This is a genomic window from Nonomuraea sp. NPDC049655 (assembly GCF_044465465.1).
Taxonomy (GTDB): Bacteria; Actinomycetota; Actinomycetes; order Streptosporangiales; family Streptosporangiaceae; genus Nonomuraea.
Genome location: NZ_JBITLS010000009.1, coordinates 275,570 through 302,430, shown reverse-complemented (window position 1 = coordinate 302,430; position 26,861 = coordinate 275,570). Strand labels below are relative to the sequence as shown.

At 74.0% G+C, this 26,861-nt stretch carries 20 protein-coding genes; 7 read left to right on the top strand and 13 right to left on the bottom strand.

The genetic code is table 11. The annotated features are described in order from the left end of the window. Positions 1–132: 132 nt before the first annotated feature. The 4 genes from ACIBQ6_RS28935 to ACIBQ6_RS28920 form a co-directional block, all read right to left on the bottom strand. A complete protein-coding gene (locus ACIBQ6_RS28935) occupies positions 133–2,094 on the bottom strand; it encodes a glycosyl hydrolase family 8 (RefSeq protein ID WP_397215750.1) in 1,962 nt (653 codons plus the stop codon). Between the two features lie 373 nt (positions 2,095–2,467). Continuing rightward, the gene (locus ACIBQ6_RS28930) at positions 2,468–3,103 is read right to left on the bottom strand and encodes a DUF305 domain-containing protein (protein ID WP_397215748.1); all 636 of its coding nucleotides are present in this window, start codon (positions 3,101–3,103) and stop codon (positions 2,468–2,470) included. Positions 3,104–3,186: 83 nt separating this feature from the next. Continuing rightward, the gene (locus ACIBQ6_RS28925; protein ID WP_397215746.1) at positions 3,187–3,579 is read right to left on the bottom strand and encodes a hypothetical protein; all 393 of its coding nucleotides are present in this window, start codon (positions 3,577–3,579) and stop codon (positions 3,187–3,189) included. 136 nt (positions 3,580–3,715) lie between these two features. Next, positions 3,716–4,174, bottom strand: coding sequence for a hypothetical protein (locus tag ACIBQ6_RS28920; RefSeq protein WP_358297692.1), 459 nt, complete (start codon positions 4,172–4,174; stop codon positions 3,716–3,718). A gap of 116 nt (positions 4,175–4,290) precedes the next feature. Between ACIBQ6_RS28920 and ACIBQ6_RS28915 the strand changes: the two genes are divergently transcribed. Beyond that, entirely contained in the window at positions 4,291–4,659 is a 369-nt protein-coding gene (locus ACIBQ6_RS28915; protein ID WP_397215744.1) for a hypothetical protein, read from the top strand. Between the two features lie 51 nt (positions 4,660–4,710). Here ACIBQ6_RS28915 and ACIBQ6_RS28910 read toward each other — a convergent pair whose 3' ends face one another. Then, entirely contained in the window at positions 4,711–10,206 is a 5,496-nt protein-coding gene (locus ACIBQ6_RS28910; RefSeq protein WP_397215742.1) for a carboxyl transferase domain-containing protein, read from the bottom strand. A gap of 348 nt (positions 10,207–10,554) precedes the next feature. On the opposite strand from ACIBQ6_RS28910, the gene ACIBQ6_RS28905 reads away from it, so the two are divergent. Then, a complete protein-coding gene (locus ACIBQ6_RS28905; RefSeq protein ID WP_397215740.1) occupies positions 10,555–11,373 on the top strand; it encodes a glycerophosphodiester phosphodiesterase in 819 nt (272 codons plus the stop codon). A gap of 30 nt (positions 11,374–11,403) precedes the next feature. Here the strand turns inward: ACIBQ6_RS28905 and ACIBQ6_RS28900 are convergent, their stop codons facing one another. Both ACIBQ6_RS28900 and ACIBQ6_RS28895 read right to left on the bottom strand, forming a co-directional pair. Beyond that, on the bottom strand, positions 11,404–11,820 hold the full coding sequence (locus ACIBQ6_RS28900; RefSeq protein WP_358297701.1) for a CBS domain-containing protein: 417 nt from the start codon (positions 11,818–11,820) through the stop codon (positions 11,404–11,406). Positions 11,821–11,883: 63 nt separating this feature from the next. After that, on the bottom strand, positions 11,884–13,299 hold the full coding sequence (locus ACIBQ6_RS28895; protein WP_397215737.1) for a sensor histidine kinase: 1,416 nt from the start codon (positions 13,297–13,299) through the stop codon (positions 11,884–11,886). Between the two features lie 344 nt (positions 13,300–13,643). Between ACIBQ6_RS28895 and ACIBQ6_RS28890 the strand changes: the two genes are divergently transcribed. The 3 genes from ACIBQ6_RS28890 to ACIBQ6_RS28880 are packed head-to-tail and all read left to right on the top strand — an operon-like array spanning position 13,644 to position 16,197. After that, positions 13,644–14,621, top strand: coding sequence for an ABC transporter substrate-binding protein (locus ACIBQ6_RS28890; RefSeq protein ID WP_397215735.1), 978 nt, complete (start codon positions 13,644–13,646; stop codon positions 14,619–14,621). Then, positions 14,618–15,394 carry an ABC transporter permease gene (locus tag ACIBQ6_RS28885; RefSeq protein WP_352359971.1) on the top strand — a complete coding sequence of 259 codons (777 nt, stop codon included), beginning with the start codon at positions 14,618–14,620 and terminating at the stop codon, positions 15,392–15,394. The genes ACIBQ6_RS28890 and ACIBQ6_RS28885 overlap by 4 nt, the downstream gene beginning before the upstream one ends. Further along, the gene (locus ACIBQ6_RS28880; protein ID WP_397215733.1) at positions 15,391–16,197 is read left to right on the top strand and encodes an ABC transporter permease; all 807 of its coding nucleotides are present in this window, start codon (positions 15,391–15,393) and stop codon (positions 16,195–16,197) included. The genes ACIBQ6_RS28885 and ACIBQ6_RS28880 overlap by 4 nt, the downstream gene beginning before the upstream one ends. 3 nt (positions 16,198–16,200) lie before the next feature. On the opposite strand, the gene ACIBQ6_RS28875 is transcribed toward ACIBQ6_RS28880, so the two are convergent. The 5 genes from ACIBQ6_RS28875 to ACIBQ6_RS28855 form a co-directional block, all read right to left on the bottom strand. Further along, on the bottom strand, positions 16,201–17,193 hold the full coding sequence (locus tag ACIBQ6_RS28875; RefSeq protein WP_397215731.1) for a nitrilase-related carbon-nitrogen hydrolase: 993 nt from the start codon (positions 17,191–17,193) through the stop codon (positions 16,201–16,203). A 1-nt stretch (position 17,194) separates the two neighbouring features. After that, positions 17,195–17,638 carry a hypothetical protein gene (locus ACIBQ6_RS28870; protein WP_358297716.1) on the bottom strand — a complete coding sequence of 148 codons (444 nt, stop codon included), beginning with the start codon at positions 17,636–17,638 and terminating at the stop codon, positions 17,195–17,197. Between the two features lie 3 nt (positions 17,639–17,641). Next, positions 17,642–19,051, bottom strand: a complete 1,410-nt coding sequence (locus ACIBQ6_RS28865) for an aldehyde dehydrogenase family protein (RefSeq protein WP_397215729.1) — start codon at positions 19,049–19,051, stop codon at positions 17,642–17,644. A 147-nt stretch (positions 19,052–19,198) separates the two neighbouring features. Beyond that, positions 19,199–20,653 carry a serine/threonine-protein kinase gene (locus tag ACIBQ6_RS28860; protein WP_358297720.1) on the bottom strand — a complete coding sequence of 485 codons (1,455 nt, stop codon included), beginning with the start codon at positions 20,651–20,653 and terminating at the stop codon, positions 19,199–19,201. Positions 20,654–20,802: 149 nt separating this feature from the next. Next, the gene (locus ACIBQ6_RS28855; RefSeq protein WP_397215726.1) at positions 20,803–21,801 is read right to left on the bottom strand and encodes a hypothetical protein; all 999 of its coding nucleotides are present in this window, start codon (positions 21,799–21,801) and stop codon (positions 20,803–20,805) included. 152 nt (positions 21,802–21,953) lie between these two features. Here ACIBQ6_RS28855 and ACIBQ6_RS28850 point away from each other — a divergent pair, with 152 nt between their 5' ends. Next, a complete protein-coding gene (locus tag ACIBQ6_RS28850; RefSeq protein WP_397215724.1) occupies positions 21,954–24,911 on the top strand; it encodes a S8 family serine peptidase in 2,958 nt (985 codons plus the stop codon). Here the strand turns inward: ACIBQ6_RS28850 and ACIBQ6_RS28845 are convergent. Then, on the bottom strand, positions 24,904–25,794 hold the full coding sequence (locus tag ACIBQ6_RS28845; protein WP_397215722.1) for an SDR family NAD(P)-dependent oxidoreductase: 891 nt from the start codon (positions 25,792–25,794) through the stop codon (positions 24,904–24,906). The genes ACIBQ6_RS28850 and ACIBQ6_RS28845 overlap by 8 nt on opposite strands. Before the next feature lie 120 nt (positions 25,795–25,914). On the opposite strand from ACIBQ6_RS28845, the gene ACIBQ6_RS28840 reads away from it, so the two are divergent. Beyond that, positions 25,915–26,832, top strand: coding sequence for a LysR family transcriptional regulator (locus tag ACIBQ6_RS28840; protein ID WP_397215720.1), 918 nt, complete (start codon positions 25,915–25,917; stop codon positions 26,830–26,832). The last annotated feature ends 29 nt before the right edge of the window (positions 26,833–26,861 follow it).

Genomic DNA, 26,861 nt, shown 5'->3' with positions numbered 1-26,861 from the left:
GGGGGGGCGGGGGGCGCGCCGGGGGGCCGCCGCGGCCGCCCCCCGGGCGCGCTTTTGGCCTGCGGCCCCGGGGGGGGGGGGGGGGCCGGGGCGGGGCCCCCCCCCCCACGGCTCGGGTTCCGCCGCCGCCGGTCAGGGCACCCAGTGGTTGCCGGTCACCGTGATCATGACCTGGAGCTGGATGCTGGCCGAGTAGTAGCTGCTCGCGTCGATCGGGGTGCCGAGCATCTTGTTCCAGAGCGCGTCGAGCCAGGACTGGCTGCCGGAGTCCGTCATCGCCGCCACCGCGAACGGGGCGAAGAAGGCGGCCTCGCTGCCGCTGGAGATCTGCGTGCCGTTCAGCTTGTAGCCGATGGCGATCTTGCCGGGGTCGCCGCCGGTCTTGCTCTTGATCCAGGAGTTGAGCTTCCGGGCCGAGGCGAGCGACTTGGCGTCGCCGCTGGTCACGGCGTCGTCGGCGATGCGCCACGGAGTGCGGCAGGCGTTCCACCAGTACTGGCCGTCGTTCGGGTCCTCCAGCACCTGGCCGGGGGCCGGCTTGGCGGTGGTGTTGGTGTTGACCACGAAGTCCGGCAGCAGGCCGGTGGCCGATGCGTAGTTGTTCTGGAGGGTGGTGATCAGGTTCTGGTGGGCGGTCCTGATCGTGTCCCAGGCGCTGTTGCCGGTCGCCTTCCTGAAGGCCCTGAAGTGGTCGACCATCCAGTCGGAGGTGCGGGTGATGTAGTAGTACTGGTCGCCCGAGCTGCTCCAGTCGCCCAGCTTGAGCAGGTTCGTGGACGGGTTGATCTCGTCCTTCTTGATGGCGTTGATGTGCTTGACCGCCAGGTCGAGGTAGTTGTACGTGCCCGCGCTGCCCCACTGCCGGTGGGCCAGGAGCAGGCCGTAGGCGACGTCCATGTCGCCGTCGGTGGCGCCGTCGCCGCCGTCGACGCTCTTGCAGGCGGTGTCCTGCTCGGCGGCCAGCAGGTCGGGGTTGATGGACGACGGGTGGGCGAGCATCCACTTGACCATGCCGTCGAAGATCTTCTTGGCGTCGGGGTCGGCCCCGGCCATGGTCGCGACGATCACCATGCCGTAACCCTGGGCCTCGGCCACGTACGGGTGGTCGGCGTCCGGGGAGATGACCTCGTACCAGCCGTTCCCGCAGTTCTGCCGGACGAAGGCGGCCTTCCACCGCTTGTAGTAGTCGACCACCCGCGCGTCCAGCGTGGCCTGGTCGCCGGAGGGACGCAGCATGCCCGCCGCGTACGGGATGGTGTGGCTGCCGAAGGGCACCGCGGGGCCGCCCCCGCTGCCGGGCTGGGTGGTCGCGGTGACGGCGCCGGTGGCCGCCGACTGGTTGCCCGCCGCGTCGCGCGCCTTGACCGTGTAGCTGTAGGCGGTGGCGGGGGTCAGGCCGGTGTCGGTGTACGTGGTGCCCGCCACGGTGGTCACCAGGGTCGAGCCCCGGTAGACCAGGTAGCCGGTGACGCCCACGTCGTCGGTGGCGGCGTCCCAGGCCAGGGAGACGCTGGTGGAGGTGGCGCCGGTCGCGCGCAGGTTGCCCGGGACAGAGGGCGGGGTGGTGTCGGTCCCGCCGCCGCCGCTGCCGTAGACCTCCAGCTCGTAGAGCGAGTAGCCGTACGTCGTGCCGCGGGCGGTGCCGTACATGCGCACGTACCGGCCGCTGCCGCTGACCGTCAGGTCGTCGGTCGCGCCGTTGCCGGAGGTGGTGGCGTAGACGTCGGTCCAGGTGGCGCCGTCCGGCGAGGTCTGGATCTTGTACGACTTGCCGTAGGCCGCCTCCCAGGTCAGCTTCACCCTGGAGACGTTGTACGTGTCGCCGAGGTCGACCCTGATCCATTCGGGGTCGTGGCCCTCGACGCTGGCCCAGCGGGTGGAGGCGTTGCCGTCCACCGCCTTGGCCGCCTCGAAGCCGCTGCCCTCGACCGAGGAGGCGGTGACCGGTTTACCGCCTGACAGCAGCGTGTCGGCGCTGGAACCGGCCGCGGCGGTGGCCGGCGGCGCCAGGGGCGCGGCCGCCATCAGGGCCGCGACCAGGGCCGTGACGAGCAGCGACGACCGCCGGGGTCGCCGCTCAGGACGTTTGATCATGCGTTGATCCTTCGGATAGGGGGTGCCATGGGGCCATCCGCAGGTGGACCGTGATCGGTGAACAGGCGTTAGGAAACTTTCCTAACCCTCATAGCGGACGGTAAACAAGAACACCCCCATCCGCAACCCTTCCCCTCAAACCAACCCCGCCGTTCACCTCGCCGACACGCACACACCACCAAAAACTTAGACAAACCCCACACCCGGACGGGACTGCCTTCAGGAGCCCCGGGTGACGGTGGAGACGGGCCACCCCGCCGGGCGGGGGGCGGGCCGGTACGGTTCGCGCGGCGGCCGTGACCGGCGGGACGCGGCCGCCCGCCGCCCGGACGGCGCATGCGTCCGGGCGGCGGGTGACGGGTGACGGGTGGCGTCAGAGACGTTCGAGGAGCTTGCGGAGCTGGGCCACCTCGGCCTGCTGCGTGCTCTCGATGGCCTTGGCCAGCTCCTTGGCCTGCGGGTTCACCCCGCTCGCCTGCTCGGTACGGGCCATCTCGATCGCACCCTCGTGATGGGCGATCATCTGCTCGGCGAAGAGCCGGTCGAAGGCGGCCCCCTTGGCCCCGTCGAGCTTCTTCATGTCCTCGGCGGACATGATCCCGGGCATGTCATGCCCCATGCCCCCGGACGGGACGGGCTTGCCCCACTCGGCCAGCCAGCCCTTCATGGTCTGGATCTCCGGGTCCTGGGCGGCCTTGATGTCGGCCGCGAGCTTCTTGATCTCGGGGTCCTTCGCCCGCTGCGGGGCGAGCTCGGCCATCTCGACCGCCTGCTGGTGGTGCGGGATCATCATCTGGGCGAACATGACGTCCGCGTCGTTGAACGACTGCTGCGACGGCGGCGCGCTGGCGGTGGCGCTGGCGGTGGCGCTGGCGGTGGCGCTGGCGGTGGCGCTGGCGGTCGTGGCCCCGGGCGCGGCTGTGGAGGCGGTGTCGTTCGCGCCGCACGCGGTGAGCAGGACGAGCGCGCCCGCGGCGGCGGCCAGGCCGATCTTACGGTTGGTGGACATGCTGATGTGCTCTCTCGTTCGCTGGAACTGCGGGTAGGCCGATGCGCGGATCGCCGTCGAGGGCGTCCGCGCGGATGACCGGCCTATATGCGCAGGATCGAGAGACGAGCCAGCCGCAGGGACGTCGGTCGCGGCGGCGGCCGGGCGACGGGCCGGAAGGCCGGGCCGGGACCGGCCCCGCCGACGGCCCGCCGCCGCACCCCGACCCACAGGGCCAGCAGCACCACGACGAGCAGCGAGGTCAGGACGGCCAGGCACACCCCGGCCGGATCGAGCCCCGGCATCTCATGGCCGGGGGCGAGCCCCGCCAGCGCGGCGACGGGGGCGGCGGGCAGCTCGTGGGCGACCGCCAGAACGGGCCGGGCGTTCGCCATGTCGTGCCGGGCGTTCACATGGCCGAGCGTGTGCATCCCGCACACGCCGAGGGCGAGGACGACGAGCAGGAGCGCACGTGCACCCCGCCGCAGGATCCCCACCTGCCCTCCCCCCGTCGCTCCGGCTCTCACGAACGTGGAGGATACGGGAGGCGCCCCACTCGGGCAACCTGGACCCGGTACGGGTATGCGCCGGCTCCCTGCTCGGACCAGGAACGATCCGGGCGGCGGCAGCGCGTCAGAAGAACTGGCCGAGGCGGAACGGGCGTACCACGAGCGGGACCTCGGACCGGCTGATGACCTTGACCTTCCTGAGGCCGGTCAGCCAGTCGGCCGTCACCTTGACGCATTTCAGGCGCACCACGTGCTCCCCCGGCGGCGCGTACCGGGAGATGACGACGCCCTTCTTGCCGAACCCCATCCCGCCCAGCCCGACCCCCACCTCGCGGAAGATCCGCCACGACCCCTTGATCGGGAACGCCGTGGACCCGACGACGGCGTGGTTGGCCTGGGAAGGGCAGTGGATGAGCAGCCGGAGGGCGTCGTTCTGGTGCGGCGCCGCCGGCGAGACCCGGAAGGAGGTGAGCTTCTGCCAGGTCGTGTCCCCGTCCGGCCCGGTGTCCGCCGCGGCGAGGGCGGCGGGTCCCGCGACCACAACCGTGACGGCGACCGCTGCCGCCCATGTGATCGACCGCATCGTTCCCCTCACGTTGAGTGACCAGATGCTTCCCATTCTGGCCACTTCGCCCCAGCGACGAAGGACGCCACGCCGCGCAGGCCGACGACGTGATCCCGATGGCGTACAAAGGAGGCGTGAACCGGCCGGAGGCACGCCTGATCGCCACGTTCGTCGTGATGGGGCTCGCGTTGAGCGGGACGTTCACCGCGCTGCTGCTGGAGGGCGCCGGCGACCGCGCCGCCCCGCCCCCTCGCACGCCGCTCCCGGCGACGGCCGCCCCCTCCCCCACCTACCTCGGCTCCATGCCCGCGCTGTCGGGCGTGGAGCTGGACGCGGCGAACGGGCGGCTCGCCGCGCTGGGGGTCACCGCGCGGGTGCGGCGGATCAACCCCGACGGCGGACCGGAGACGGGCGCATGGGTGGTGACCGCCCAGGCGCCGGCCCCCGGCGCGCTGCTCACGATCACCATGCCGGTGTTCCTGTTCGTCGAGCCGCGCGACTGAGGCCCCGGCGCCCTCGCCCCCCGGACCGGCGGCCCGGGGGGGCGGGCGGGGTCAGCCCTGGTGCAGGCGGGCGATGCCGCGTTCGATGGCCTCGATGATCCGCGGACGCAGCTCGGCGGCGCTGATGATCGCGTCGACCGAGCCCACCTCGACCGCGCGCTGGATGTTGTGCACCCGGTCGAACTCCGCGGCCACCTCGCCCAGCTTCTCCGCCCGTACGGCCGGCTGGACCTCGGCCAGGCGGGCGTTGAGCGCGGCCCGCTCGGCGCCGCTGGCCGCCGCGACCTGCCGCTGCAGCTCGCTCACGCGCGGGTCGGTCGCGGTGCGGTTGTTCACCTCGCCGGAGAAGACCACCGCCGCGGCCGGGGCGCCGCCGAGCACCGAGGCGAACGAGCCCTCCAGCGCCAGCACGGTCATGTTCGGGTTGAGCGCCTTGGAGAACACCACGAACGCGCCGCCGTGGTAGCGGGAGATGACGCAGAACACGATCGGCCCGTCGAAGTTGACGATCGCCCGGCCGATCTCCGCGCCGTACTCCAGCTGGAGCTTGCGCATCGACTCGGGCGAGCCGTCGAAGCCGGACAGGTTCGCCAGCACCACCAGGGGCCGGTTGCCGGAGGCCGCGTTGATCGCCCGCGCGGTCTTCTTCGACGAGCGCGGGAACAACGTGCCGGCCGTGTACGAGTCGGGCCCGTCCGCGGGCGGGAAGCCGCGCCGCGGCACCGGCCGTGACTCGATGCCGATCAGGCAGACCGGCCGGCCGCCGATGTGCACGTCCTGGACGGCCGAGGTGTCGGCGTCGGCCATGCCCGCCCAGCGTTCCAGCACCGGGTGGTCCTGGTCGGACAGGGCGCGCATCACGGTGCGGATGTCGAACGGCTTCTTGCGGTCGGGGTTGTGCTCGGCGGAGAAGATCTGGCCGACGGTGGTGAAGTCGCTGCCCGCCACGGCGTGCGGGTAGTCGCGGACGTCCCGGTCGGCCGGGTCGGCGGTCGGGGCCCGCCGGGGGCCGTTCTCGCCGGGCACGACGTAGGTGTGGTCGTAGTGGGCCATCAGCACGTCGCGGGCGGCCGGCAGGTTGGGCGCCCAGTACTGGGCTTGGCCGTTGGGCCCCATGACGCGGTCGTAGCCGCCGATGCCGAAGTTGTCCTCGGCCGACACGCCGCCGGAGAAGTCGAGGGACTGCTTGCCGGTGAGCACCATCGCCGAGTCGGGGGTCATCACCAGGATGCCCTTGGTGTGCATGAGCATCGTCGCCTCGGCGTTCCAGTACGGCTGCGCCCCCACGGTGATCCCCGCGACCACGATGTTGATCTCGCCGCCGGCCTGGGTGAAGGTGACGATGCGCTTGAGCGCCGCCGCCACCCAGTCCATGTTCTCGGTGCCCGAGGTCATCGAGATCCGGGCGCCGGCCGACAGCGCGAACCACTCCAGCGGCACGCGCATGCGCTCGGCCAGGTCGAGCGCGGCGATCACCCGCGAGCACTCCGGCTCCGACAGCGCGCCCAGCGCCTTGGTCGGGTCGCCGAGCAGCACCACCCGGGTGACGCCTTCGGGGTGGCGGGCGGTCGGCGTGGTGACCACGCCGGCCACGATCGCCGCGGAGTTGTTGCCCTTGGGCCGGTCGACCGGGACGAGCACGCCGTCGGCGTCGAGGTCGTGCTCGACGAAGCGGCCCTGCGGGCCGGCGAGCAGGCCGGTCAGCTCGTAGGGGTAGGCGTTGCCGCGCCGGGCGGCGCGCAGCACCTTCTGGCGGTAGTCGTCGAGCGGCTGGACCGGCTCGTCGGACGGCTTGCCGACGTGCAGGCTGGCGCCGTGGCCGGGGCCGAGCGTGATGCGCACGGCGACCTCGCTCAGCTCGCCCGAGGGGGTGCGCTGGCGGGCCACGAACTGGACCTCCTCCAGCCCGGCGCCCGCCGTGGTCGGCAGGATGCGCTGGACCAGCATGTTGAGCTCGTCGGTGGTCAGCTCGGTCGAGGGCCAGACGTACATCATGATGCGGTTGGTGTCGAAGCGCTTGTTCTGGGGGCGCTGGGCCTGGATGTTGCGGATCGCGTCGAGGCCGGCGTTGAGCGCGTCCTCGACGGCGGGCAGCGCGACCAGGCGGCCGTCGGCCTCGCGCAGCGGCGTCAGGTCGCGGACCTGGCCCATGGCGATGAGCCGCTCGTCAGCCGGGTTGCTCTTGGCGACGGCCTTGAACAGGTAGAGCTCCTCGTCGACCGAGGGCAGCCGGGTGAGGTCGAACTCCTGGAGCCGGTGCAGTTGCAGGCGCTGGGCGATCTGCGGGTGCAGGCCGCGGATCAGGCGGTCCTCGGCGAAGCCCGCGCCGTCGGGGCGGAAGGTGAAGTGGTGGTGCATGACCGCGCCGCTGGTGCCCACGACGGTGGTGGTGATCCGCCGTACGCCCGCGATCTGCGGGCGCTCGGCCAGGACCTGCCCGAGCCGTACGGCCATCTCCTCGGCGTCGGGCTGGTCGTCCCAGGTGAGGTAGAGGTCGGCGACGAGCCCGCGCCCGCCCACCCCCTCGGCCAGCGCGCCCACGGCGTCGATGGCGGCGGGCAGGGCGGCGATGTCGACGGCGGTGGTGACCAGGCGGGTCACGCCGCGCGGGCCGGTGTGCTCGGCGGTGACGAACCGGCAGCCCGCGCTGTCGCGGGTGGTGACCTGCGCCAGCCCGCGGTTGCCGTAGTAGCGGCGGGTCAGGACCTCCAGCAGGGGCGCGAGGTCGCGTTCGGGCCGGCCGATGCGCTGGCCGAGCAGCCGGACGAGCGGCTCGGAACTGGCCACCATGGCCTGGATGCGCTCGGCGCGGTCGGGCGCGTCGGGGTCGCGGTCGAGGTGGCGCAGCTCGTCGCGGACCGCGGCGTAGACCTTGGCGCGGTTGCGGCGCAGCAGCGGCTGGGCGAACCAGCGGAACACGACGCCGCGGGCCAGGTCGGCGACCACGGGGAAGCGCACCTGCGTGGCCTCGACCAGGTGCTCCAGGGCGAGCCCGGCCCGCTCGCCGAGCGACTCGCGCGGCGGCGCGCCGGCCAGCCAGGTGCGCAGCAGCTCCGACACGACGGCGACGCCGGCGGTCATCCGCTGCTGGGCCAGGAAGATCCGGAAGACCGCGGCCTCCAGCTCCGGGGTGCGGTCGAGCTCCTCGACGCCGTAGTGCCTGAGCATGCGCCGCAGCTTGGCCTGGAACGCCTCCGGCAGGCCGGCGCGCTCGACGTCGAGGCTCTGCAGGTAGCTGTGGAAGTACTCGCGCGGGCTGTGCACCGGGCTGCCCGGCTCGACGTCGAGCTCGCCGCCCGGCTTGTTGCGGCTCAGCTCGGACAGGTCGGCGAAGACGGTGAGCAGGTCGAGCTCGCCCTCGATCACGCGGTCGTCGAGCTCGGCCCGCGCGGCCAGGTAGCCCGACAACATGCGGGTGCGCTCGTGGCGGTCGGCGTCGAAGCCGAGCAGCAGCTCGCGCAGGTCCTGGACGCCGCGCTCGGCCTGTTCGGCGGCGGAGGCCCGCGGCGGGGCGGCGGGCAGGTCGATCTCGGCGGCGCCCGTCGTGGCGGCGGCCTGCTCGGCCTCGGCGCCGGCGAGGGGTTCCAGGCGCATCAGCGGCGCGCCGGCCTCGACCTGGCTGCCGACCGAGACGCCGCACTCGCGGACGCGGGCGCGGAACGGCGCGCGCAGCACCGTCTCCATCTTCATGCTCTCCAGCACCAGGATCGGCGCGCCCGCCTCGACCTCGTCGCCGGCCGACAGGGGCGTCGCCACCACCAGCGCGGGCGCGGGCGAGCGGACGACGCCGCCCTCGTCGCGGCTGATGCGGTGGGTGACGCCGTCGACCTCGACCAGGTGGATCGGGCCGTGGGTGGCCGACATCAGGCGGAAGCGGCGGCCGTTGACGGTGATGCGGCCGGCGTGCTCGTCGAAGCGGTCGATCTCGACGTCGAGCGGGTGGGAGCGGTCGCCGTCGGAGATGCCGACGCGGAAGCGCCGCTGCCCGGCCCTGGCCACCGTGAGCCGGTAGCCGGCGCCGCGGAGCTTGAGGGTCAGCGGGCGGCCGGTCTCGTGCTGCACCTGCGGGCGCCCGCCGTGGGCGGTGGCCAGCAGCCGGTTGCGGCTGACCTCCTCCTCGTCCTGGTACGCCTCGATCGCGGCGGCGGCCAGGGCGACCGCGGAGTGGCGGTGGCTGACCAGGCGGCCCTCGGCGCGTACGCGGTCGATCCAGCCGGTGTCGGCGAGGGCGTCGATCACCTCGGGCTGGTCGAGCAGGTCGAGCACGAAGCTCTTGTTGGTGGCGCCGCCCTCGATGATCACGGTGGTGGCGGCCATCGCGCGGCGCAGGCGGGCCAGGGCCTGCTCGCGGTCGCGGCCGTAGGCGATGATCTTGGCGATCATCGAGTCGAAGTCGGCGGGGATGGTGTCGCCCTCGCTGACGCCGGTGTCGACGCGGATGCCGGGCCCGGCGGGCAGCACCAGGCGGGCGATGCGGCCCGGCGCGGGGGCGAAGTCGCGGTCGGGGTCCTCGGCGTTGAGCCGGGCCTCCACGGCGTGGCCGCTCTCGGCCGGCCGGGGGCCGTCCAGGCGTCCGCCGGCGGCGACGTGCAGCTGCAGCCGGACCAGGTCGGTGCCGGTGGTCAGCTCGGTGATCGGGTGCTCGACCTGGAGCCGGGTGTTGACCTCCAGGAAGGCGAACATCTTGTCGCCGGGGTGGTAGAGGAACTCGACGGTGCAGGCGCCGCGGTAGCCGACGGCCACGGCGAGCCGCGCGGCCGACGCCTTCAGCTCGTCGGCCTGGTCGCCGGTCAGGACCGGGGAGGCGGACTCCTCGATGATCTTCTGGTTGCGCCGCTGCACCGAGCAGTCGCGCACGCCCAGCGCCCACGCGGTGCCCTGGCCGTCGGCGATGACCTGCACCTCGACGTGGCGGGCGCCGGTGACCAGGCGCTCCAGGAAGACCACGCCCGAGCCGAACGCGCGCTCGGCCTCCTGGCTGGTGCGCTCGTAGGCGTCGGCCAGCTCGTCGGCCGAGGCGACCATGCGGATGCCGCGCCCGCCGCCGCCCGCGGTCGCCTTGAGCATCAGGGGGTAGCCGATCTCGTCGCCGGCGCGCAGGGCGTCGGCGAGCGTGGCCACCTCGCCGCGGCTCCACGGCGCGACGGGGACGCCGACCTCCTCGGCGATGAGCTTGGCGCCGATCTTGTCGCCGAGCCGGCGCATCGCCTCCGCGCTCGGCCCGACGAAGGTGACGCCGATCTTCTCGCACAGCTCGGCGAAGGCCGGGTCCTCGGCGACGAAGCCCCAGCCGACCCACGCGGCGTCGGCGCCGGTCTCGATCAGCGCCCGCTCCAGCACGGCGTGGTCGAGGTACGGGCGCGCGGAGGCGGGCCCCAGCGGGTAGGCGACGTCCGCCTCGCGGACGAAGGTCGCGTCGCGGTCGGCGTCGGTGTAGAGCGCGATCGTCTCGATCCGCTTGCCGGTCTCCGCCGAAAGATCCCGGACGGCGTGGATGAGCCGCATCGCGGCCTCTCCGCGGTTGACGATGGCGACACGATTGAACACCGGTTGAGCCTCCCACGTACCCCGTACAAGTAGGCGAAGTCCGGGGTTGTCCCGGAGCCTCGCCTGTCACTGTCTCTACCGTGCTCGATCACCGCCGCGTGCACCAATGTCCGCATAGTGCACGCCGGGGCTCCTGCTTTGTGTGGATCCCACAAAAACAGGCCCCGCCACAGGGTTCGAGCGCCGGTTCCCGTGGCAGCCTGCCACAAGCCGTCACGGTACCGACGACTGTACCGGCGACCCGGGGTCACGCCTGCGCAGCCCTCGCCCGCCGAGCCGCTTCCCCAGGACGGAACGTCCATGAATGTGGCAGAGTGCGGGCAACTACAAGATCGAAAGGTGCGTGCCTTGGCCGTCCCCCTCGCCGCCTCCCTCGCCGCCCTGACGCTGGCCTCCTCGCTCACCTCGCCGTCCGCCGCCCAGGCCGCCGCCCAGGCCGCCGCACTGCCCGCCTGCCCCCTGATCTTCGGGCACGGCGGCTACCCGACCGGCGCCAACGCCTGGGAACGGGACCAGGTGCGCCAGCCCAACAACCCCACCGCCGTGAAGCGTTACAAGGGCTGGGGCGCCTCCGGCGTCGAGGCCGACCTCCAGCTGACCAAGGACGGCACCAAGGCCGTCATGTGGCACAACACCTCGACCTGGGGCCTGTCGGGCACGAAGAAGAACATCACCGAGATCTGGTGGGCGGCGGGCGACACCGCGCTCAAGGGCCGGACCATCGTGCGCGGCCTGTTCAAGGGCGAGACCGTCTACACCTTCCGCGAGTGGCTGGCCGCGATGAGGTCGGCCGGCATGATCGGGCTGGTCGAGATCAAGCCCGAGGCCCGCCAGTCGCTGCTCAGCTCGAACGCCACCGTCAAGGCGCAGGCGTGGAACGAGGTGCTCGGGCCGGTCAAGGAGAACCACCAGGCGCAGGAGATCATCCTGTACTCCCACGACAGCGCGATCGCCGCCGAGCTCAGGACCCGCGTGACCGCCGCGGGCCTGAGCCAGGTGCTGACCGGCGGCCCGATCTGGCCGGAGGTGACCAAGTGGGAGGAGCCGCCGCCCTCCTGGACCCTGAACGAGAACGCGTGGAAGTCGGCGCTGGCGAGCGGGGCCAAGCGGGTGGCCACCGACTACACGCCGGAGTTCAGCGCGTGGCTGAAGGGCAAGTGCCAGTGACCGCGTCCTGAGACGCGGGCGTGCTGCCGGTCAGTCCGTGGTGAGGGCGTCGAGCAGGTCGCCCACCTTGGCGTCGGGCACCGACTTGGCGACTTCGGCGAGCGCGACGATCCCCACGAGCCGGTGCCCGTCGATGACCGGCAGGCGCCGCACGCGGTGGCCGGCCATGGTGCGCAGGATCTCGCGGGCGTCGTCGTCGGCGCCGATGGTGACGGCCTCGCCCTGGGCCAGCTCGCCCGCCCGGCACTGAGCCGGGTCCTTGCCCGCGGCCAGCACCTTCACCACGATGTCGCGGTCGGTGAGCATGCCCTTCAGCCGGTCGTCGGAGCCGCAGATGGGCAGCGACCCGACGTCCAGGCGGGCCATCTTCTCGGCGGCCACCAGCACGGACTCCTCGGCGCTCACGCACTCCGCGTGCGGGGTCATGATCTCTCGCGCGGTCGGCACGATGGTCCTCCTCGTCTCGGGGTCCCGCCCGACTGCCCGCCGCCCGGCGGCCGAAACCGGTCGCTAGCGCGGCTGGGCGTCCGGGCCGGGGGCGGGGAGCGGGAGGCGCAGGGCGAAGCAGGGGCCGTCCGGCGTGTCCTCGATCTCCAGGTCGCCCTGGTGGGCGCGGGCGATGGCGCGGGAGATGGCCAGGCCGAGCCCGCTGCCCCCGGGGTCGCGCCGGCGTCCCTCCGACAGGCGGACGAAGGGGTCGAACACCCGCTCGCGGTCGCCGGGCGCGACGCCCGCGCCGTCGTCGCGGACCGTGACCACCGCCTGGCCGTCTCTGCGCTCCACCCGGACCTCGACCATCGTGCGGGTGTGCCGCTGGGCGTTGACCAGCAGGTTCGTCAGCACCTCGCCGAGCTGGACGCGGTTGCCGAGCACCTGGAGGTCCTCCTCGACGTGCACGCGGATCAGCAGGCCCGCCCGCCGGCTCGCGACCTCCTCGCGGACCAGCTCCCCGAGCCGCACCGGCTTCCGGTCGTGCGGGGACGCCGTGCGGACGCGGGCCAGCAGCAACATCTCCTCGATGATCGCCTGGAACCGGTCGGCGGTGGACAGGGCGTCGCTCAGGGCGGCGCGGGGGTCCACGTCGGGGTAGGTCAGCGCCTCCTCCAGCCGGGCGCGCAGGCCGGTCAGCGGCGTGCGCAGCTCGTGGGAGACCATGGAGGAGAAGTTGCGCTGCTGCTCGACCGCCTCCTCCAGGCGGGCCAGCGTCCTGTTGGCGGTGCGCGCGAGCTCGGCGACCGCGTCGCCGCCGGGCGGCTCGGGCACCCGCTTGCTCAGGTCGGTGACGGTGATCTCGGCCATCCTGGCCCGCATCGCCTCGACCGGCCGCAGCGTGCGCCCGATGAGGAACGCGGCGATCCAGGTCAGCAACGCGCTGACGGCCAGGCCCCCGGCGACGATGATCAGCTCCAGGCGGTGGGTGGACAGCAGCGGCGGCTCCACCCGGGCGGCGTAGACGACATGGGACGCGCCATGCCACAGCAGCCGCTCCTCCTGCGGCGAGGGCCGGGTGGCGGTGAACATCAGGCACTCGTCCCCCCGGCAGGCCACGCCGTGCCGGATGCGGTCGTCGGAGGGCGGCCAGAGCGTGCTGACGGGCGGCCTGCCCCGCGCGGCGCGGTTGGCCGCGACCACGTGCCCGCGGGCGTCCACGAGCTGGATGAGGTCGACGTACGAGGTGGTGACCGGGGGCGGGAAGGTGGTGCCCATCGAGCCGATCCACTCGGTGGTGGCCCGCTGGGTGTCGGCGAAGACGTCCTGCCGCATCCTGTCGCGGACCAGCAGGTCGAGGGCGACGCCGATCGCCGCGCAGACGATGAGCGACAACACGGCGGTCGCCAGGATGAGACGCGCCTGGACCGAGAGCCGAAGCGGCCGCAGGGCCCCCACCCCCTCACCGGTCTCGCCCGGGACTCCTGCCGCCCACATGCTCTCAACCCGGCTCTCATGGCACGCCCAAGGAGCGGCAATGACCGCGTCGGCGGCGATACGCAGTTCAGCAATTGCTCCCACAATGGCCAGGGATATACGTGAATAACCGATTTACCGGGACTTATACCGACCGTCAGGGCCGTCAATACAAATGCCCGGTTTGTTTCATGGCGGTGGCCGCGACTCCTGCTGTACGATCGCCATTCGTGGCAGCGGGGCTTTCCGGTGGCGCCGAACGGATCGGGGGTTCGGGCGATTCGGGCCCGCGTCCGGCCGTGCGCGCGCCGCGATTCTCCCCTTGCCCGGCCAGGAATCGCGCCGGCCAGTCAGGAGAGAGCATCGTGAAGATCGCACACGCCGCCGCCGCGCTGGCCCTCGTCGCCGGCCTCGCGGCCTGCGGCGGCGGCGCGGCCCCCACCCCCACCAGCGGCTCCGGCAGCTCCGGCGGGCTGGAGAAGACGCAGCTCCTCGTCGGCGTGGTGCCGGTGCCGTCGGCGGCGCCGCTGTTCATCGCCGAGAAACGCGGTTTCTTCAAGGCCGAGGGCCTGACGGTCAAGACCGAGATCATCCAGGCCCCTCAGGCGGTCATGCCGAAAATACTCAACGGCAGCATGGACGCGTTCCTGACCTCCTACGTCTCGCTGCTGTCCATCAACGATTCCGGGGCGGCCAAGCTCAAACTGTTCCAGCACAGCCAGGAGTCGGCCCCCGGAGTCGCGGGCGTCGTCGTGCCCAAGGGGTCGCCGGTCAAATCCGCCACCGACCTCAAGGGCAGGACGGTCGCGGTCAACGTGCTCAAGGCGCTCGGCCAGACGGTCACCAACGCCCACCTCCAGCAGGCCGGGCTCGCCCCCGACGCCGTCAAGTACGTGGCGATGCCGTTCAACGAGCAGCTCGGCGCGCTGGCCTCGGGCAAGGTCGACGCCGCCTGGCTGGTCCAGCCGTTCCTGACCGCCGCCAAGAAGGCGGGCGGCACCGAGGTGATCGACACCATGTCGGGCCCGACCGCGGGCATCCCGATCGACGGCTGGGGCGTGTCCGAGTCCTGGCTGGCCGCCAACCCCCGCACCGCCGCCGCCTTCCACCGCGCCCTGGCCAAGGCCCAGGCCGTCGCCGCCGCCGACCGCAAGGCGATCGACGAGGTCATCCCGACGTACACGCAGATCGACGCGGCGAGCGCGGCGGCCATGAAGCTCGGCGTCTTCTCGATGGAGCCGCCCCGGGAGGGCTTCCAGAAGCTGGCCGACCTGCTCGTCGGCTACGGCTACCTGAAGAGCAGGCCTGACGTCGGCACGCAGATCGCGACCGGCCTGGAATGATCACGCGGGGCGGGCGGCTGGTCCTCGGGGCGGCGGGGGTCGCCGGGGCGCTGGTCCTGACCGAGGCCGCGGGCCGGGCCGGGCTCATCGACCCCGGGGTGCTGCCGTACGCCTCCGACGTCCTGGCCGCCGCGGCCGGGCTGGCGGCCGACGGCGCCTTCCACGCGCAGGTGCTGGCCACGCTCGGCGCGTGCGCGGCCGGCCTGCTGATCGCGATCGCGGTGGCGGTGCCGGCCGGGCTGCTGCTCGGCACGGTGCCGGTGGTGGAACGCTCGGCGCGGCCGCTGGTGGAGTTCCTGCGGCCGATCCCGTCGGTGTCGCTGATCCCGCTGGCCATGTTCCTGTTCCCCGACAGCGCCGACGCCAAGACCTCGCTGATCGTCTACACCTGCTGCTGGCCGCTGCTCGTCAACACCATGTACGGCCTGTCCGACGTCGACCCGCAGGCCAAGGAGACGCTGCGCAGCTTCGGCTTCGGCCCGCTGGCGGTCGTGCTGCGGGTCTCGCTGCCGAGCGCCGCGCCGTTCGTCGCGACCGGCGTGCGCATCTCCGTCGGGGTCACCCTCATCGTCGCCGTCAGCGTGGAGCTCATCGCGGGCGGCGACGGCATCGGCACGTTCCTGCTCCAGGCCGGCAGCGCCAACCACGTCGACCGGGTGCTGGCCGGCACGCTGTGGGCGGGCCTGCTCGGGCTGGCGGCCAACCTGCTGGTCACCACGGCCGAGCGGCGGCTGTTCCGCTGGCACCACGCCCGCGCGCAGGTGGCGGCGTGACCCGGCCGGGGCCGGGCGGGGCCGCGGCGACCGTCTGGCGGTGGGCGCGCCGCCACTGGCTGCTGCCCGTGGTGGCGGTGTCGTGGGAGCTGGTCGCCCGGCGGGCGGCGGCCGTCTACTTCCCGCCGCCCAGCACGATCCTGGCGCGGCTGCGCGAGATGTGGTTCTCCGGCTCGCCGGGCCGGCTGTTCCTGACCGACGAGGCGGTCGCCGACCTGCTGCCCAGCCTCGGGCGGCTGGTGACAGGGTGGGCGCTGGCCGCGCTGGCGGGGGTGGCGCTGGGCCTGGCGCTGGGCCGCCTGGAGTGGCTGGCGGCGCTGGCCGAGCCGCTGCTGCACCTCGGCCGCTCGGTGCCGCCCGCGGCGCTGCTGCCGGTGTTCCTGCTGCTGTTCAAGATCGGCACCCCGATGCAGCTCGCCTCGATCGTGTACGGGGTCGTGTGGCCCGTACTGATCAACTCGATGGACGGCGGCCGCCACGTCGACCGCGGCTACCTCGACACCGGCCGGGTCTTCCGCCTGTCGGCGGCCACCCGCCTGTTCCACGTCGTCCTGCCCGCGGCCGCGCCGAAGATCCTGGCCGGGCTGCGGCTCAGCGTGTCGCTGGCGCTGATCATGATGGTGATCTCCGAGCTGTACGGCAGCAGCGAGGGCATCGGCCACCGTCTGCTGGAGGCGCAGAGCCAGTTCGACATCCCGGCCATGTGGGCCGGGATCGTGCTGCTGGGCGTGCTCGGCGTGGCGCTCAACTCGATCTTCCTGGCGGCCGAGCGGGGGCTGCTGCGCCGCTACGCCCGCGCCTGACGTTCAGCCCCGGCCGTGCAGGCGTTCGATGATCTCGCGCTGGCGGGCGACGTGGAAGCCGCGGTCCGGGGCGGTCTCCAGGTCGGCGGGCCGTTCGACGTCGTGCGCGGCGTACTCGCGCGCCCACAGCCCGGTCTTGACCCGGCTGGGCAGGTTCGCCATGCCGGGCCGGCGGCGGGCTCGGCGCAGCGCGGCCAGGTCCAGCTCGGCGGCGGCGACCAGCGTCTCCCCCGGCCCGGCCTGGGCCAGCGCGCGGCCCTCGTGGTCGATCACCTCCGAGCCGCCGTTGACGGAGTCGCCCGGGATCGCGATGCCGGACAGCCCGGCGGTGTTGGCCGAGACGACGAAGGCCAGGTTCTCCAGAGCACGGGCGCGGCGGGCGACGGCCTTGGGCGTCAGGGCGGGCGAGTACGCCTCGGAGGTCGGGTTGCAGAACACCTCCGCGCCGCGCAGCGCCAGCGCCCTGGCCAGCTCGGGCATCAGGATCTCCTCCGAGGCGAGGGCGGCCAGGTTGCCGATCTCGGTGCGCGCGACCGGCAGCACGCCGTCGAGGCCGTACCGGTCGAGGTAGCGTTCCCACACGTCGTACGGCGTGGGCGTGAACAGCGAGTGCAGCCGCCGGTAGCGCAGCACCGCCTCCCCCGCCGGGGAGAGGATCACGCACGCCTGGAAGTACAGGCCGGGGAAGTGCTCGTCGCGCTCGTAGGCGTTGACGCACAGGAACACGTCCTCGTCGGCGGCGATCGCGGCCAGCGCCCGGTACTCGGGCCCGTCCACGTCGAGGGCGGCCTTCTCGCGCCACTCGGCCGGGCCCTGCCCGGCGGGGAAGCCGGTCAGGACGTACTCCGGCAGCACCACCAGCCGCAGGGCGGGGCCGAGCCACGCCTTGCTGCCGCCGACGCGCTCCGCCACGCGCCCGACGGCGGCGGCCAGGTCGGCGCGGTCGGTGACGGCCCTCGCCGCGATCTGGAGCGCCAGGGCGGTGCAGGCGGTCATGTCAGGCGGTCCTGTGCTCGTCGATCAGCGTGCGCCGCACGCACTCGCCGTTCCTGATCCACTGCCAGGTGCGGCTGCGGGAGCCGCCGTCCGGGCTCAGCACGATCAGCTCGAACAGCCGCAGGTCGTCGCCTTCGGCCTTGAAGCGCCAGGTCAGGTAGATGGTGCTGTCGTCGAGCTCCCAGAACTGGCCGGTCAGCCGATCGGTGTCGAACGCGCACCGGCCGCCGCCCAGGTACGTGCCGGGGAACTCGTGCACCTCGGTGCGGCCGTCGTCCCAGCGGTAGCGGTTGGTCTGGTGGTAGCCGGTGTCGTCGACGATCGCGCAGGTCATCTCGACGTGGTGGCGGTCGATCACGGCGCCGTCCTTGTCGACGTGCACGTACTCGCCGGCCCACTCGCCCTCGTGGCGGGCCAGCAGCGGCATCTCGGCACGCAGTCCCATGCTCTATCCCTCCCTGGGGTGCCACCACGGGTCGGCGGCCCCGGACCGGTTGATCAGGTACGCCCTGCGGCGCAGGAACCGGCCGATCGAGGCGGCGCCCATGCGCGAGCCGCCGAGCCCCGACAGGCCGAAGGAGTTCTTCTCGCCCTCGTGGACGAGCGCGGTCAGCGCGGCGTCGTTGACGCTGACCGCGCCGGCGTTCAGCCGGGCCGCGACGGCCAGCGCCTCCTTCTCGGTGGCGGCGAACACGGCGGCCGACAGCCCGTACGCGCTGTCGTTGGCCAGCTCCACCGCCTCCTCCGCCCCGGACACGGCCATGACCGGCAGCACCGGCCCGAACGTCTCCTCCGTCATGACCAGCATGTCGTGCCGCACCCGCGACAGCACGGTGGGACGGCACCACAGCCCGCCGCCGTGCCGCTCGATCGCGCCGCCCGTGTGGGTCAGCGCCCCCTTGGCGGCGGCGTCGGCCAGGTGGGCCGCGATGACGCCGGCCTGCGCGGGGTCGATGATCGGCCCGATGGGGCCGCCCTCGCAGGTCAGCCGGGTGCGCGCGGCCCGGTCGGCGAGCAGGCCGAGGAACGTGTCGTACGCGCCGCGCTCGACGTAGACGCGTTCGACGGACTGGCAGGACTGCCCGGCGTTGGCCGTGCCGCCCCACAGGACGGCCTCGGCCGCCCGTTCCAGGTCGGCGCCCGCCAGCACGATCGCCGGATCCTTGCCGCCCAGCTCCAGGTGGGCGGGGACGAACGCGCGCGCCGCGGCCTCGGCCACCCGGCGGCCGGTCGGCACGCTGCCGGTGAACACGACGGTGTCCACCAGGCCGACGAGCCGTTCGCCGGTCTCGGCGGCCCCCTCGACCAGCCGCAGCGGCAGCTCGGCGGGGACCAGCCGCATCAGCGGCTCGATGAAGCGCGGCGTCACCTCGCTCGGCTTGACCAGCACCGCGCAGCCGGCCGCCAGCGCGGGCACCGCGTCGATCAGGGCGAGCAGCAGCGGGAAGTTCCAGGGGCTGATCACCCCGGCCAGCTCGTACGGCACCGCGTCGCCGCCCACCGCGATCCCCGGCAGCGCGGCCGGCCGTTCGGGCGGAGGCGCGAGCAGGGCGGGGGCCTGGCGCGCCCAGCGTTCGGCGAGCCCGGCGGTGAGCTGCCGCTCCAGCCTGGACTCGGCCTCCCGGCCCGTGTCGGCCACCAGCGCGGCCAGCAGCTCGTCGTCGGCCGCCAGCGCCCGGCCGAACGCGGCCAGCACCGCGCCCCGGTCGGCGGCCCGGTCGGGGGCCCGCCAGGCGGGGGCCATCGCGCGCAGCCCGGCCGCGATCTCCGCCAGCCGATCGGGGCCGACGGGCGCGAGCGGCCGCTCGGCGCGCCCGGTGAGCGGGTTCCTGACGACGTGCCCGGTCGGAGGCGTCACGAGGCCCATTCTGAGCACGTTGACCGTCGCGGTGTCCAGCCGTACGGCACCGCGAATGATCTTCGATGCCGGGGAGCCGCTGCGGGTGCGCGCGGCCGGCTGCGAGGTGTGGACCGCCGACGGCCGGGGCTGCGCTCTTCGGGCCGGTCAGCCCTGGAGCAGCGCCGCGATCGTGGCCAGCAGCGCGATCGGCCCCATGACGGCCACCGTCACCACGGTCGCGCTGCGGCCGGGCAGGAGGCGGGCCAGCACGCGCGCGGCCCTGCGCCGCGCGGGCCCCGCGCCGGGCAGCACGAACAGCCCCAGCGTGAACGCGCCGGCGGCCAGGGCCTCGGCGTGGCTGGTGCTCGATCCGGCCGCCTCCAGCAGGCCGGCCACGCCCAGGCCGCAGGCCAGCGACAGGAGCAGGTTGCCCATGGCCACGAGCGCGGCGCGGGCCGGCGTCGGCCGCTCCTCGGACAGGAAGTGGTCGGCGACGCGCAGCGCCAGCGAGAGCGCCACCGCCAGCAGGCCGCCGACGACCGGCGTGACGACGGTCGTGGCCGACAGCGTCACCAGCGCCAGCACGCCGACGAACGCGCTGCTGGTCACGAACCGCCGCAGGTCGAACGGCTCGGCGGGGGCGGCGGGCGCCGGGGCGGGCCGCGGGCGTTCCCACTGCCGGTCCGCGTGGACGGTGGGGGCGGGCGGCGCCGGCTGCTCGTGGTGGCCGCGCGGCGCGTACTCCACCGGCGGCAGCAGGGCGGAGACGGCGTCCATGGTGAGCGTGCTGGCGCCGGGCCGTTCGGGCGGGAGCGGGCGGCCGCCGGGGTCGAGCGCCCCGGCCTGCCGCAGCAGCTCCCGGGCGACGGGCCGGGCCGCCGGGTCGACGCGCAGCGCGCCGGCCAGCCAGCCGCGCAGCCACGCGGGCGCCTCGTCGAGCCGCGCCCGTCCCTCCATGGTGTTGAAGCAGACGGCCTCGAACGACCCGGTGCCGAACGGCGGCAGCCCCGTGGCGGCGAAGAACACCGTCGAGGCCAGCGCGTGCACGTCGGCCGCCGGGGTGACCTGCGAGGCCCGGATGATCTCCGGCGCCAGGTAGCCGGGCGTGCCCACGAACATGCCCGACTGCGTCAGCCGGGCCGCGTCGACCAGGTGGGCGATGCCGAAGTCGATGACCAGCGGCTCGCCGCCGACCAGCATGACGTTGGCCGGTTTGAGGTCGCGGTGGATCACGCCGGCCGCGTGGATGTCGACCAGCGCCTGGCACAGCCCCTGCGCGAGCCTGACGACCGCGTGGGCCTCCAGGGGGCCGTCGGTCAGGACGGCCTGCTCCAGCGTGCGCCCGTCGGCGAAGCGCGTCACGACGTAGGGCCGGTGGGCGTCGAACTCGGCGTCGACGACCTCGGCGACGTACCGGCTGCGCACCCGGCGCATGGTCTCCACCTCGCGCACCAGGCGGTCGCGCGCCTTGAGGTCGGCGGCGACGTGCGGATGCAGCACCTTGATCGCGACCTGGCGACCCGCGCCGTCGAGACCGAGGTGGGCGACCCCCATGCCGCCCTCGCCGATCTTCCTGATCACCCGGTAAGGGCCGAGATGCTCCTGCGTCTGAGCACTCATCCTCGACGTCATCCTCCGTGTTCCCCCGTTGTTCCCCCGCTGGCCGTGCACCGGCGCGCGGCGAGGAACATTCTCCCGCAGCGCACCCCCCGAGATGCACAGTAAGCGAAGATCGACCGAAGTGCGGCGATATGGAAGGCGGTAGGGAATCAGAGCCAGCCGCGGGCGGCCGCCTCCGCGCCCGCCTGGAAGCGGCTGGTCACGCCGAGGCTCTCCACCACGGCGGCGATCTTGCGGGTGGCCGTCCTGGGGCTGACGCCGAGGTGGCGGCCGATGGCCTCGTCCTTGAGCCCGGCGTTGAGCAGGCGCAGCACGAGCAGGTCCGCCTCCGCCGGGCGTTCCTGCGCCGCCTGCGGCAGCCCGGCCAGCGGCCGGCCGCGCTCCCAGTAGACGTCGAACAGCTCGACCAGGGCGTCCAGCAGCCGCGAGGGGTGCAGCAGGGCGATGTTGTCGTAGACGCCGTCCACCAGCGGGAACAGGCCGATCCTGCGGTCGGCGATGCGCAGCTTGAACGGCAGGTGCGCGACGAACCGGGACCGCTCGCCCTCCTCGGCCAGCCGGATCAGCGTCTCCAGGCGGCCGGGCCGGTCCAGGGACTCGGCGCAGTAGACCACCCGGATGTCCACGCCGCGCGCCAGCAGTTGCCGGGTGCCCTCCAGCTCCGACTCGTTGGTGTCGTGGGAGTCGTCGGGGCGGCCCACGTACGGCGGGCGGTCGAAGCCGAGCAGTTCCACGCCGACCGTCCGCTGCAACTCGGTGATCACCCGCTTGACGGCCTCCTCGCCGGCCAGCACCTCCACGACCCCGGCCGGCCCGGAGCCCATCCGGCCGGAGTGGTAGAGCTGGGCGAAGTCCGACACGACCGTCCGGACCGCCGCGAGCCGCGCCTCGGTCTCCAGGCGCCGGCGGTCCACCAGCCACTCGATCGCCGCCTCCGGCGGCACGGCCTCGTACCGGCCGGGTCCGGTGCGGCGCAGCAGCCCGGCGTCGGCCAGGCGGGCCAGCCCGGCGCGCACCCGGGCGGGGCCGGTCTCCAGCGCGGCCGCCGCCTCGGCCGCGCGCAGGCCGGGCCCGCGCAGCAGCAGCCGGTAGAGCCGCTCGTCGAAGTCCGACAGGCCCACCGCGCCGAGCACAGAGCCGTCCGCCACAAAGCACCTTCCGAAAATGTCGTTTTTGGTCACGTGGCCGAAAATGTCAGCACTATATCTCGACACTGATCTCCACTGGACGCTTGACTCCAAGGCGGCCCTCCGGTGATCCTCCCCGGACGGGTGACCAGGCTCGTCCCCCTTGAGGAGCAATGTCCCGCAACACCCGCGTTCACCGCGCACTAGCACTGGCCGCCGCGCTGGCGGTCACCGCCGCCGTCCCGGCCGTGGCCGGGCCCGCGGCGGCCTCCACAGCAGCCGCCGCACCGGCCGCAGCCCCCTCCCCCTACGTCGTCACCCTGACCGAGTCGCCCCTGGCCACCTACGACGGCGGCGTCACCGGCATCGCGCCCACCAAGGGCGGCAAGGGCAGGAAGGTGGACACCACCAGCCCCCACGCCAGGCGCTACCGCGACCGCCTGACCACCCGGCAGGACGAGGTGGCCCGCAGCGTCGGCGCGTCCGCCACCGCCCACCACGTGGTCGCCTCCAACAGCTTCACCGCCGACCTCACCCCCGCCCAGGCCCTGCGCCTGCACGCCAGCCGGGGCGTGCTCTCGGTCACCCCGGACGTCCTGCACAAGGCCCTGGACGACCGGAACTCCACCGACTTCCTGCGCCTGTCCGGCGACCGCGGCCTGTGGGCCGCCCTCGGCGGCACGGGCAAGGCGGGCAAGGGCGTGGTCGTCGGCGTCGTCGACACCGGCATCTGGCCGGAGAACCCGTCCTTCGCCGGCCCCGCCCTCGGCACGGAGCCGGCCGCCGGCGCCGACCCGTACCGCCCCTATCTCAAGGACGGGGCCACGGTCATGCGGAAGGCCGACGGCTCCACGTTCACCGGTCTCTGCCAGACCGGCGAGCGCTTCACCGCCGATCTGTGCAACGGCAAGCTGATCAGCGCCCGCTACTTCGGCGAGCAGTGGCTGCGGCAGACCCCGCCGCAGCAGCGCGACGACTTCGCCTCGCCGCGCGACGCCCAGGGCCACGGCTCGCACACCGCCGGGACCGCGGCGGGCGACCACGGCGTGCCGGCCGCCGCGAACGGCATCGACTTCGGCACGGTCTCCGGCGTCGCGCCGGGCGCGGCGATCGCCGTCTACAAGGCGCTGTGGCAGGGCAAGGACGGCGGCACGACGGGCGGCTTCAGCTCCGACCTGATCGCGGCCATCGACCAGGCGGTGGCCGACGGCGTGGACGTGATCAACTACTCGATCGGCAGCGCGATGTCGGAATCGCCCGCCGACGACCCGATCCAGCTCGCCTTCCTGGCCGCCGCCCAGGCCGGCGTCTTCGTCGCCACCGCCGGCGGCAACTCCGGCCCCGACGCCTCCACGCTGGACAACACCGCACCCTGGACGACGACCGTCGCCGCCGGCACGATCGCGCCCCGCCGGGGCGAGGTCCGGCTCGGCGACGGCGCCGCCTACCGGGGCATCAGCACCTCGGTCGTCGCGCCGCTCGGCCCCGTGCCGCTGGCCACCGCCGTGTCGGTGAAGGCGGGCCAGGCGTCCGACGCCGACGCCGAGGTGTGCGCGGCCGGCGCGCTCGACCCGGCCAAGGCCGCCGGGAAGATCGTCTACTGCGAGCGCGGGACGACGGCCCGCGTGGAGAAGTCGGCCGAGGTCAGGCGGGCCGGCGGCGTGGGCATGGTGCTGGGCAACCCGACCCCCCAGTCCACCGACGCCGACCTGCACGCCGTGCCGACGGTGCACGTGGACGCGCCCGACGCCGGGAGGATCGCGGCGTACGCGGCCACGCCGGGCGCGACGGCCACCCTGCTCCCCGCCCCCTCCGACGGCGTGGCCTACCCCGAGGTGACCAGCTTCTCCTCGCGCGGCCCCGCCCTGTCCGCCAAGGGCGACCTGCTGAAGCCGGACGTCACCGCCCCCGGCGCGGCGATCCTGGCCGCCGTGGCGCCGCCGGGCAACGACGGCAAGGACTTCGACTTCTACTCCGGCACCTCGATGGCCACCCCGCACATCGCCGGCCTGGCCGCCCTCTACCTCGGCCGGCATCCCCAGATGTCGCCGATGGCGATCAAGTCGGCCATGATGACCACCGCCTACGACACCAGGACCCCGGACGTCTTCGCCCAGGGCGCCGGGCACGTGGACCCGTCCCGCATGTTCACCCCCGGCCTGGTCTACGACGCCGGGCCGAAGGACTGGTACGGGTTCCTGGAGGGCCTCGGCGTGGCCACCGGCACCGGCGTCGCGCCGCTGGCCGCCTCCGACCTGAACTACCCGACGATCGCGGTGGCCGAGCTGTTCGGCTCGCGCACGGTCACCCGCCGGGTGACGGCGCTCACGCCGGGCGTCTACCACGCCTCGATCGAGGTGCCCGGGTTCAGGGCGAAGGTCAAGCCGTCCACGCTGGTGTTCAAGGAGGCCGGCCAGGCCAGGGAGTTCACCGTCACGCTGGAGACGCTGCCCGAGGCCACCGGCGAGACCGCCACCGGCCGGCTCACCTGGACCGGGGCGGGCATCGGCGTGCGCAGCGCGATCGTGGTCACGCCGCTGAGCGCCAGGGCGCCCGCCGAGGTGCGCGGCGCGGGCGCGACCGGCTCGCTCTCCTTCGAGGTGACGCCGGGGCTGAAGAAGTTCCAGGTCACCCCGTACGGGCCGGTCTCGGGGGCCGAGACGCCCGGCACGGTCGGCCAGGACGAGGTGTGGGGCCGCGAGATCCCGGTCACGGTGCCCGAGGGCGCCAGGGCCGCCGCGTTCCGCATCAAGGCGGTGAACCCGGAGGCCCAGGTGGGCGGCCTGCTCGTCCGCGAGGGCGCCGGCGAGCGCGAGTTCAAGGCGTGGCTGTCCAGCCCGGACGGCGACCACCGCGCCGTGCTGTCCCGCCCGCGGCCCGGCAGGTACACCCTGATCGTGCTCAGCCTGGGTGACCTGCCGGGGACGACGTCCACGGCGTTCACCACCCAGACCGACATCGTGGAGGCGGGCCACGCGCGCGGCGCGCTCACCGTGACGCCGGCCCGCCCGAAGGTGACCGCCGGCACGCCGTTCACGCTGACCGCGTCCTGGACGGGCGCGACGCAGCGCGTCAACACCGGCTACGTCGAGTACCCCAACGGCGCCGGGACGATCGTCACGATCAACTAGCCGCCCGCTCCGGCCGCCGCTCCGGCCGCCACTCCGGCCGCCACTCCGGCCGCCATGGGAGAACCCGTCCGAACCGGACGAGTTCCCCGTAGTGGCCGGGGTCCACCGGGCCGAGGGCCAGGTCGAGCAGCGGCACGGCGGCCTGCTCCGGCGTAGGCGCGCCGCTGACGTCCCACCACAGGCCGGACGTCGGCGTGTTGATCATCCCCGGGCAGACGGCGGCCAGCAGGATGCCGCGGCGGGCGTCCTCCTCCCGCCGTTGTCCGGCCAGCGCCCGCACCGCGGCGACCTGCCAGACCTTGGACGGGATGTTGACGAAGCCCGGCCAGGACTGGGCGCGGGCGCTGCCGTCCTTGACCGCGTCGCGCCAGGCGGCCACCTGAGCGTCCACCTCCTCCAGGCTGGTCAGCCCGTCGAAGCGGTCGTGCAGGACGGGGGCCAGGTGGTGCAGCGTGCCCAGCGAGCTGCCGACCACCAGGAGCCTGCCGCCGTCCCGGACCAGCGGGGCGAAGGCGCGCAGGAGCCGGGTGGTGCCGAAGTTGTTCACCTCGGTGTAGGCGTCGATGAGGGCGCGCATGTCGTCGTCCGGGCCGACGCGCATGACGGCGTTGCCGGCGACGACGTCCACGCCGCCGTGCCGCTCGCGCAGCAGGCCGGCGAGCTCGGCGGCGGCCTGCGGGTCGGCCACGTCGAGCAGCTCGCCGCGGACCCGGGCGCCGGTCGCCGGCATCGCCGCCGCGGCCTCGGCCACGCGGGCGGCGTCGCGCCCGGTGAGGTAGACGGTGTCGTCCGGCGTCATCCGGCGGGCCAGCCCTTCGACGAGGGCCAGCCCGAGCCCCTGCGTCGCGCCGGTCACCAGGGCGACCTTCGGGGTGGTGCTCATTGTCACTCCTTCGAAAAATGCTTGTGCGGGCCGGTGCGCGCTCCCGGCACCGGTCAGGTTAGGAGCGGCCGGAGGCATTCGGGTAGCGAAAGTTACTCAAGTCCGGTATGCGTGATCGTCATGGCCTTCACCGACGCGTCGCTCACCGCCCTGCGGGTCTTCCGGGAGGTCGCCGAGCGGGGCACGCTCACCGCGGCGGCCACCGCCCTCGGCTACACGCAGTCCGCCGTGTCCCGGCAGATCGCCGCGCTCGAACGCGCCGCCGGGGCGCGCCTGCTGGAGCGGCGGCACGACGGCGTGCGCCTGACCGCCGCCGGACGGCTCGTCCTCCGCCGCGCCGCGGCCGTCGTGGACGAGGTCGACGCCGCGGCCAGGGAGCTGGCCGGGCTGCCCGGCGAGCCGGCGACCGTCCGGTTCGGCTGGTTCGCGGCGGCGGGGGCCGCGCTGGTGCCCCGCGCGCTGGCCGAGCTGCGCCGCACGCGTCCGTCCATCGCGGTCACCGGGCGGGAGGACGGCAGCTCGGCCCTGGTCCGCGCGTTGCGGGCCGGCACGCTGGACCTGGCCCTGCTCAGCTCGGCCCCGCCGTTCCGCGCCCCGGACGCCGAGACGCCGCCGCTGGAGATCGAGATCCTCACCGAGCGCGGCCTGCGGGTGGCCGTCCCCGCCGGGCACCCGCTGGCCCGGGGCGAGTACGTGGACGTCGCCGACCTGCACGGCCGTCCCTGGATCGCCAGCCCGGCCGCCCCGGCGGGCGAGAGCCCCACCCTGGGCGTGTGGCCGGGCCTGGACGAGCGGCCGGAGACGGTGTTCGTCGTCCGCGACTGGCTGGCCAAGCTCGCCCTCGTGGCGGCCGGCTGCGGGCTGACCACGGTGCCGGCGTCGATGGGCCCGGCCCTGCCGGAGGGCGTACGGGTGCTGCCGGTGCGGGGCGGGCCGCGCGAGCAGCGGCGGCTGCTGCTGGCCCGCCTCCCCGGCCCCGTCCCCGGGCCGGTCGCGGACCTGGCGGGCGCGCTGCGCGCCGCCGCCGTCGGCTCCTGAGACGGCCACCGGTTATGGTGTGGCCTGTG

Bases quoted from the DNA above. Each gene is read 5' to 3' on its own strand.
- ACIBQ6_RS28935 (WP_397215750.1), bottom strand. From the start codon at position 2,094: ATGATCAAACGTCCTGAGCGGCGACCCCGGCGGTCGTCGCTGCTCGTC.
- ACIBQ6_RS28930 (WP_397215748.1), bottom strand. From the start codon at position 3,103: ATGTCCACCAACCGTAAGATCGGCCTGGCCGCCGCCGCGGGCGCGCTC.
- ACIBQ6_RS28920 (WP_358297692.1), bottom strand. From the start codon at position 4,174: ATGCGGTCGATCACATGGGCGGCAGCGGTCGCCGTCACGGTTGTGGTC.
- ACIBQ6_RS28845 (WP_397215722.1), bottom strand. From the start codon at position 25,794: ATGAGCACCACCCCGAAGGTCGCCCTGGTGACCGGCGCGACGCAGGGG.
- ACIBQ6_RS28840 (WP_397215720.1), top strand. From the start codon at position 25,915: ATGGCCTTCACCGACGCGTCGCTCACCGCCCTGCGGGTCTTCCGGGAG.
- ACIBQ6_RS28895 (WP_397215737.1), bottom strand. From the start codon at position 13,299: ATGTGGGCGGCAGGAGTCCCGGGCGAGACCGGTGAGGGGGTGGGGGCC.
- ACIBQ6_RS28875 (WP_397215731.1), bottom strand. From the start codon at position 17,193: ATGACCGCCTGCACCGCCCTGGCGCTCCAGATCGCGGCGAGGGCCGTC.
- ACIBQ6_RS28870 (WP_358297716.1), bottom strand. From the start codon at position 17,638: ATGGGACTGCGTGCCGAGATGCCGCTGCTGGCCCGCCACGAGGGCGAG.
- ACIBQ6_RS28850 (WP_397215724.1), top strand. From the start codon at position 21,954: ATGTCCCGCAACACCCGCGTTCACCGCGCACTAGCACTGGCCGCCGCG.
- ACIBQ6_RS28860 (WP_358297720.1), bottom strand. From the start codon at position 20,653: ATGAGTGCTCAGACGCAGGAGCATCTCGGCCCTTACCGGGTGATCAGG.
- ACIBQ6_RS28885 (WP_352359971.1), top strand. From the start codon at position 14,618: ATGATCACGCGGGGCGGGCGGCTGGTCCTCGGGGCGGCGGGGGTCGCC.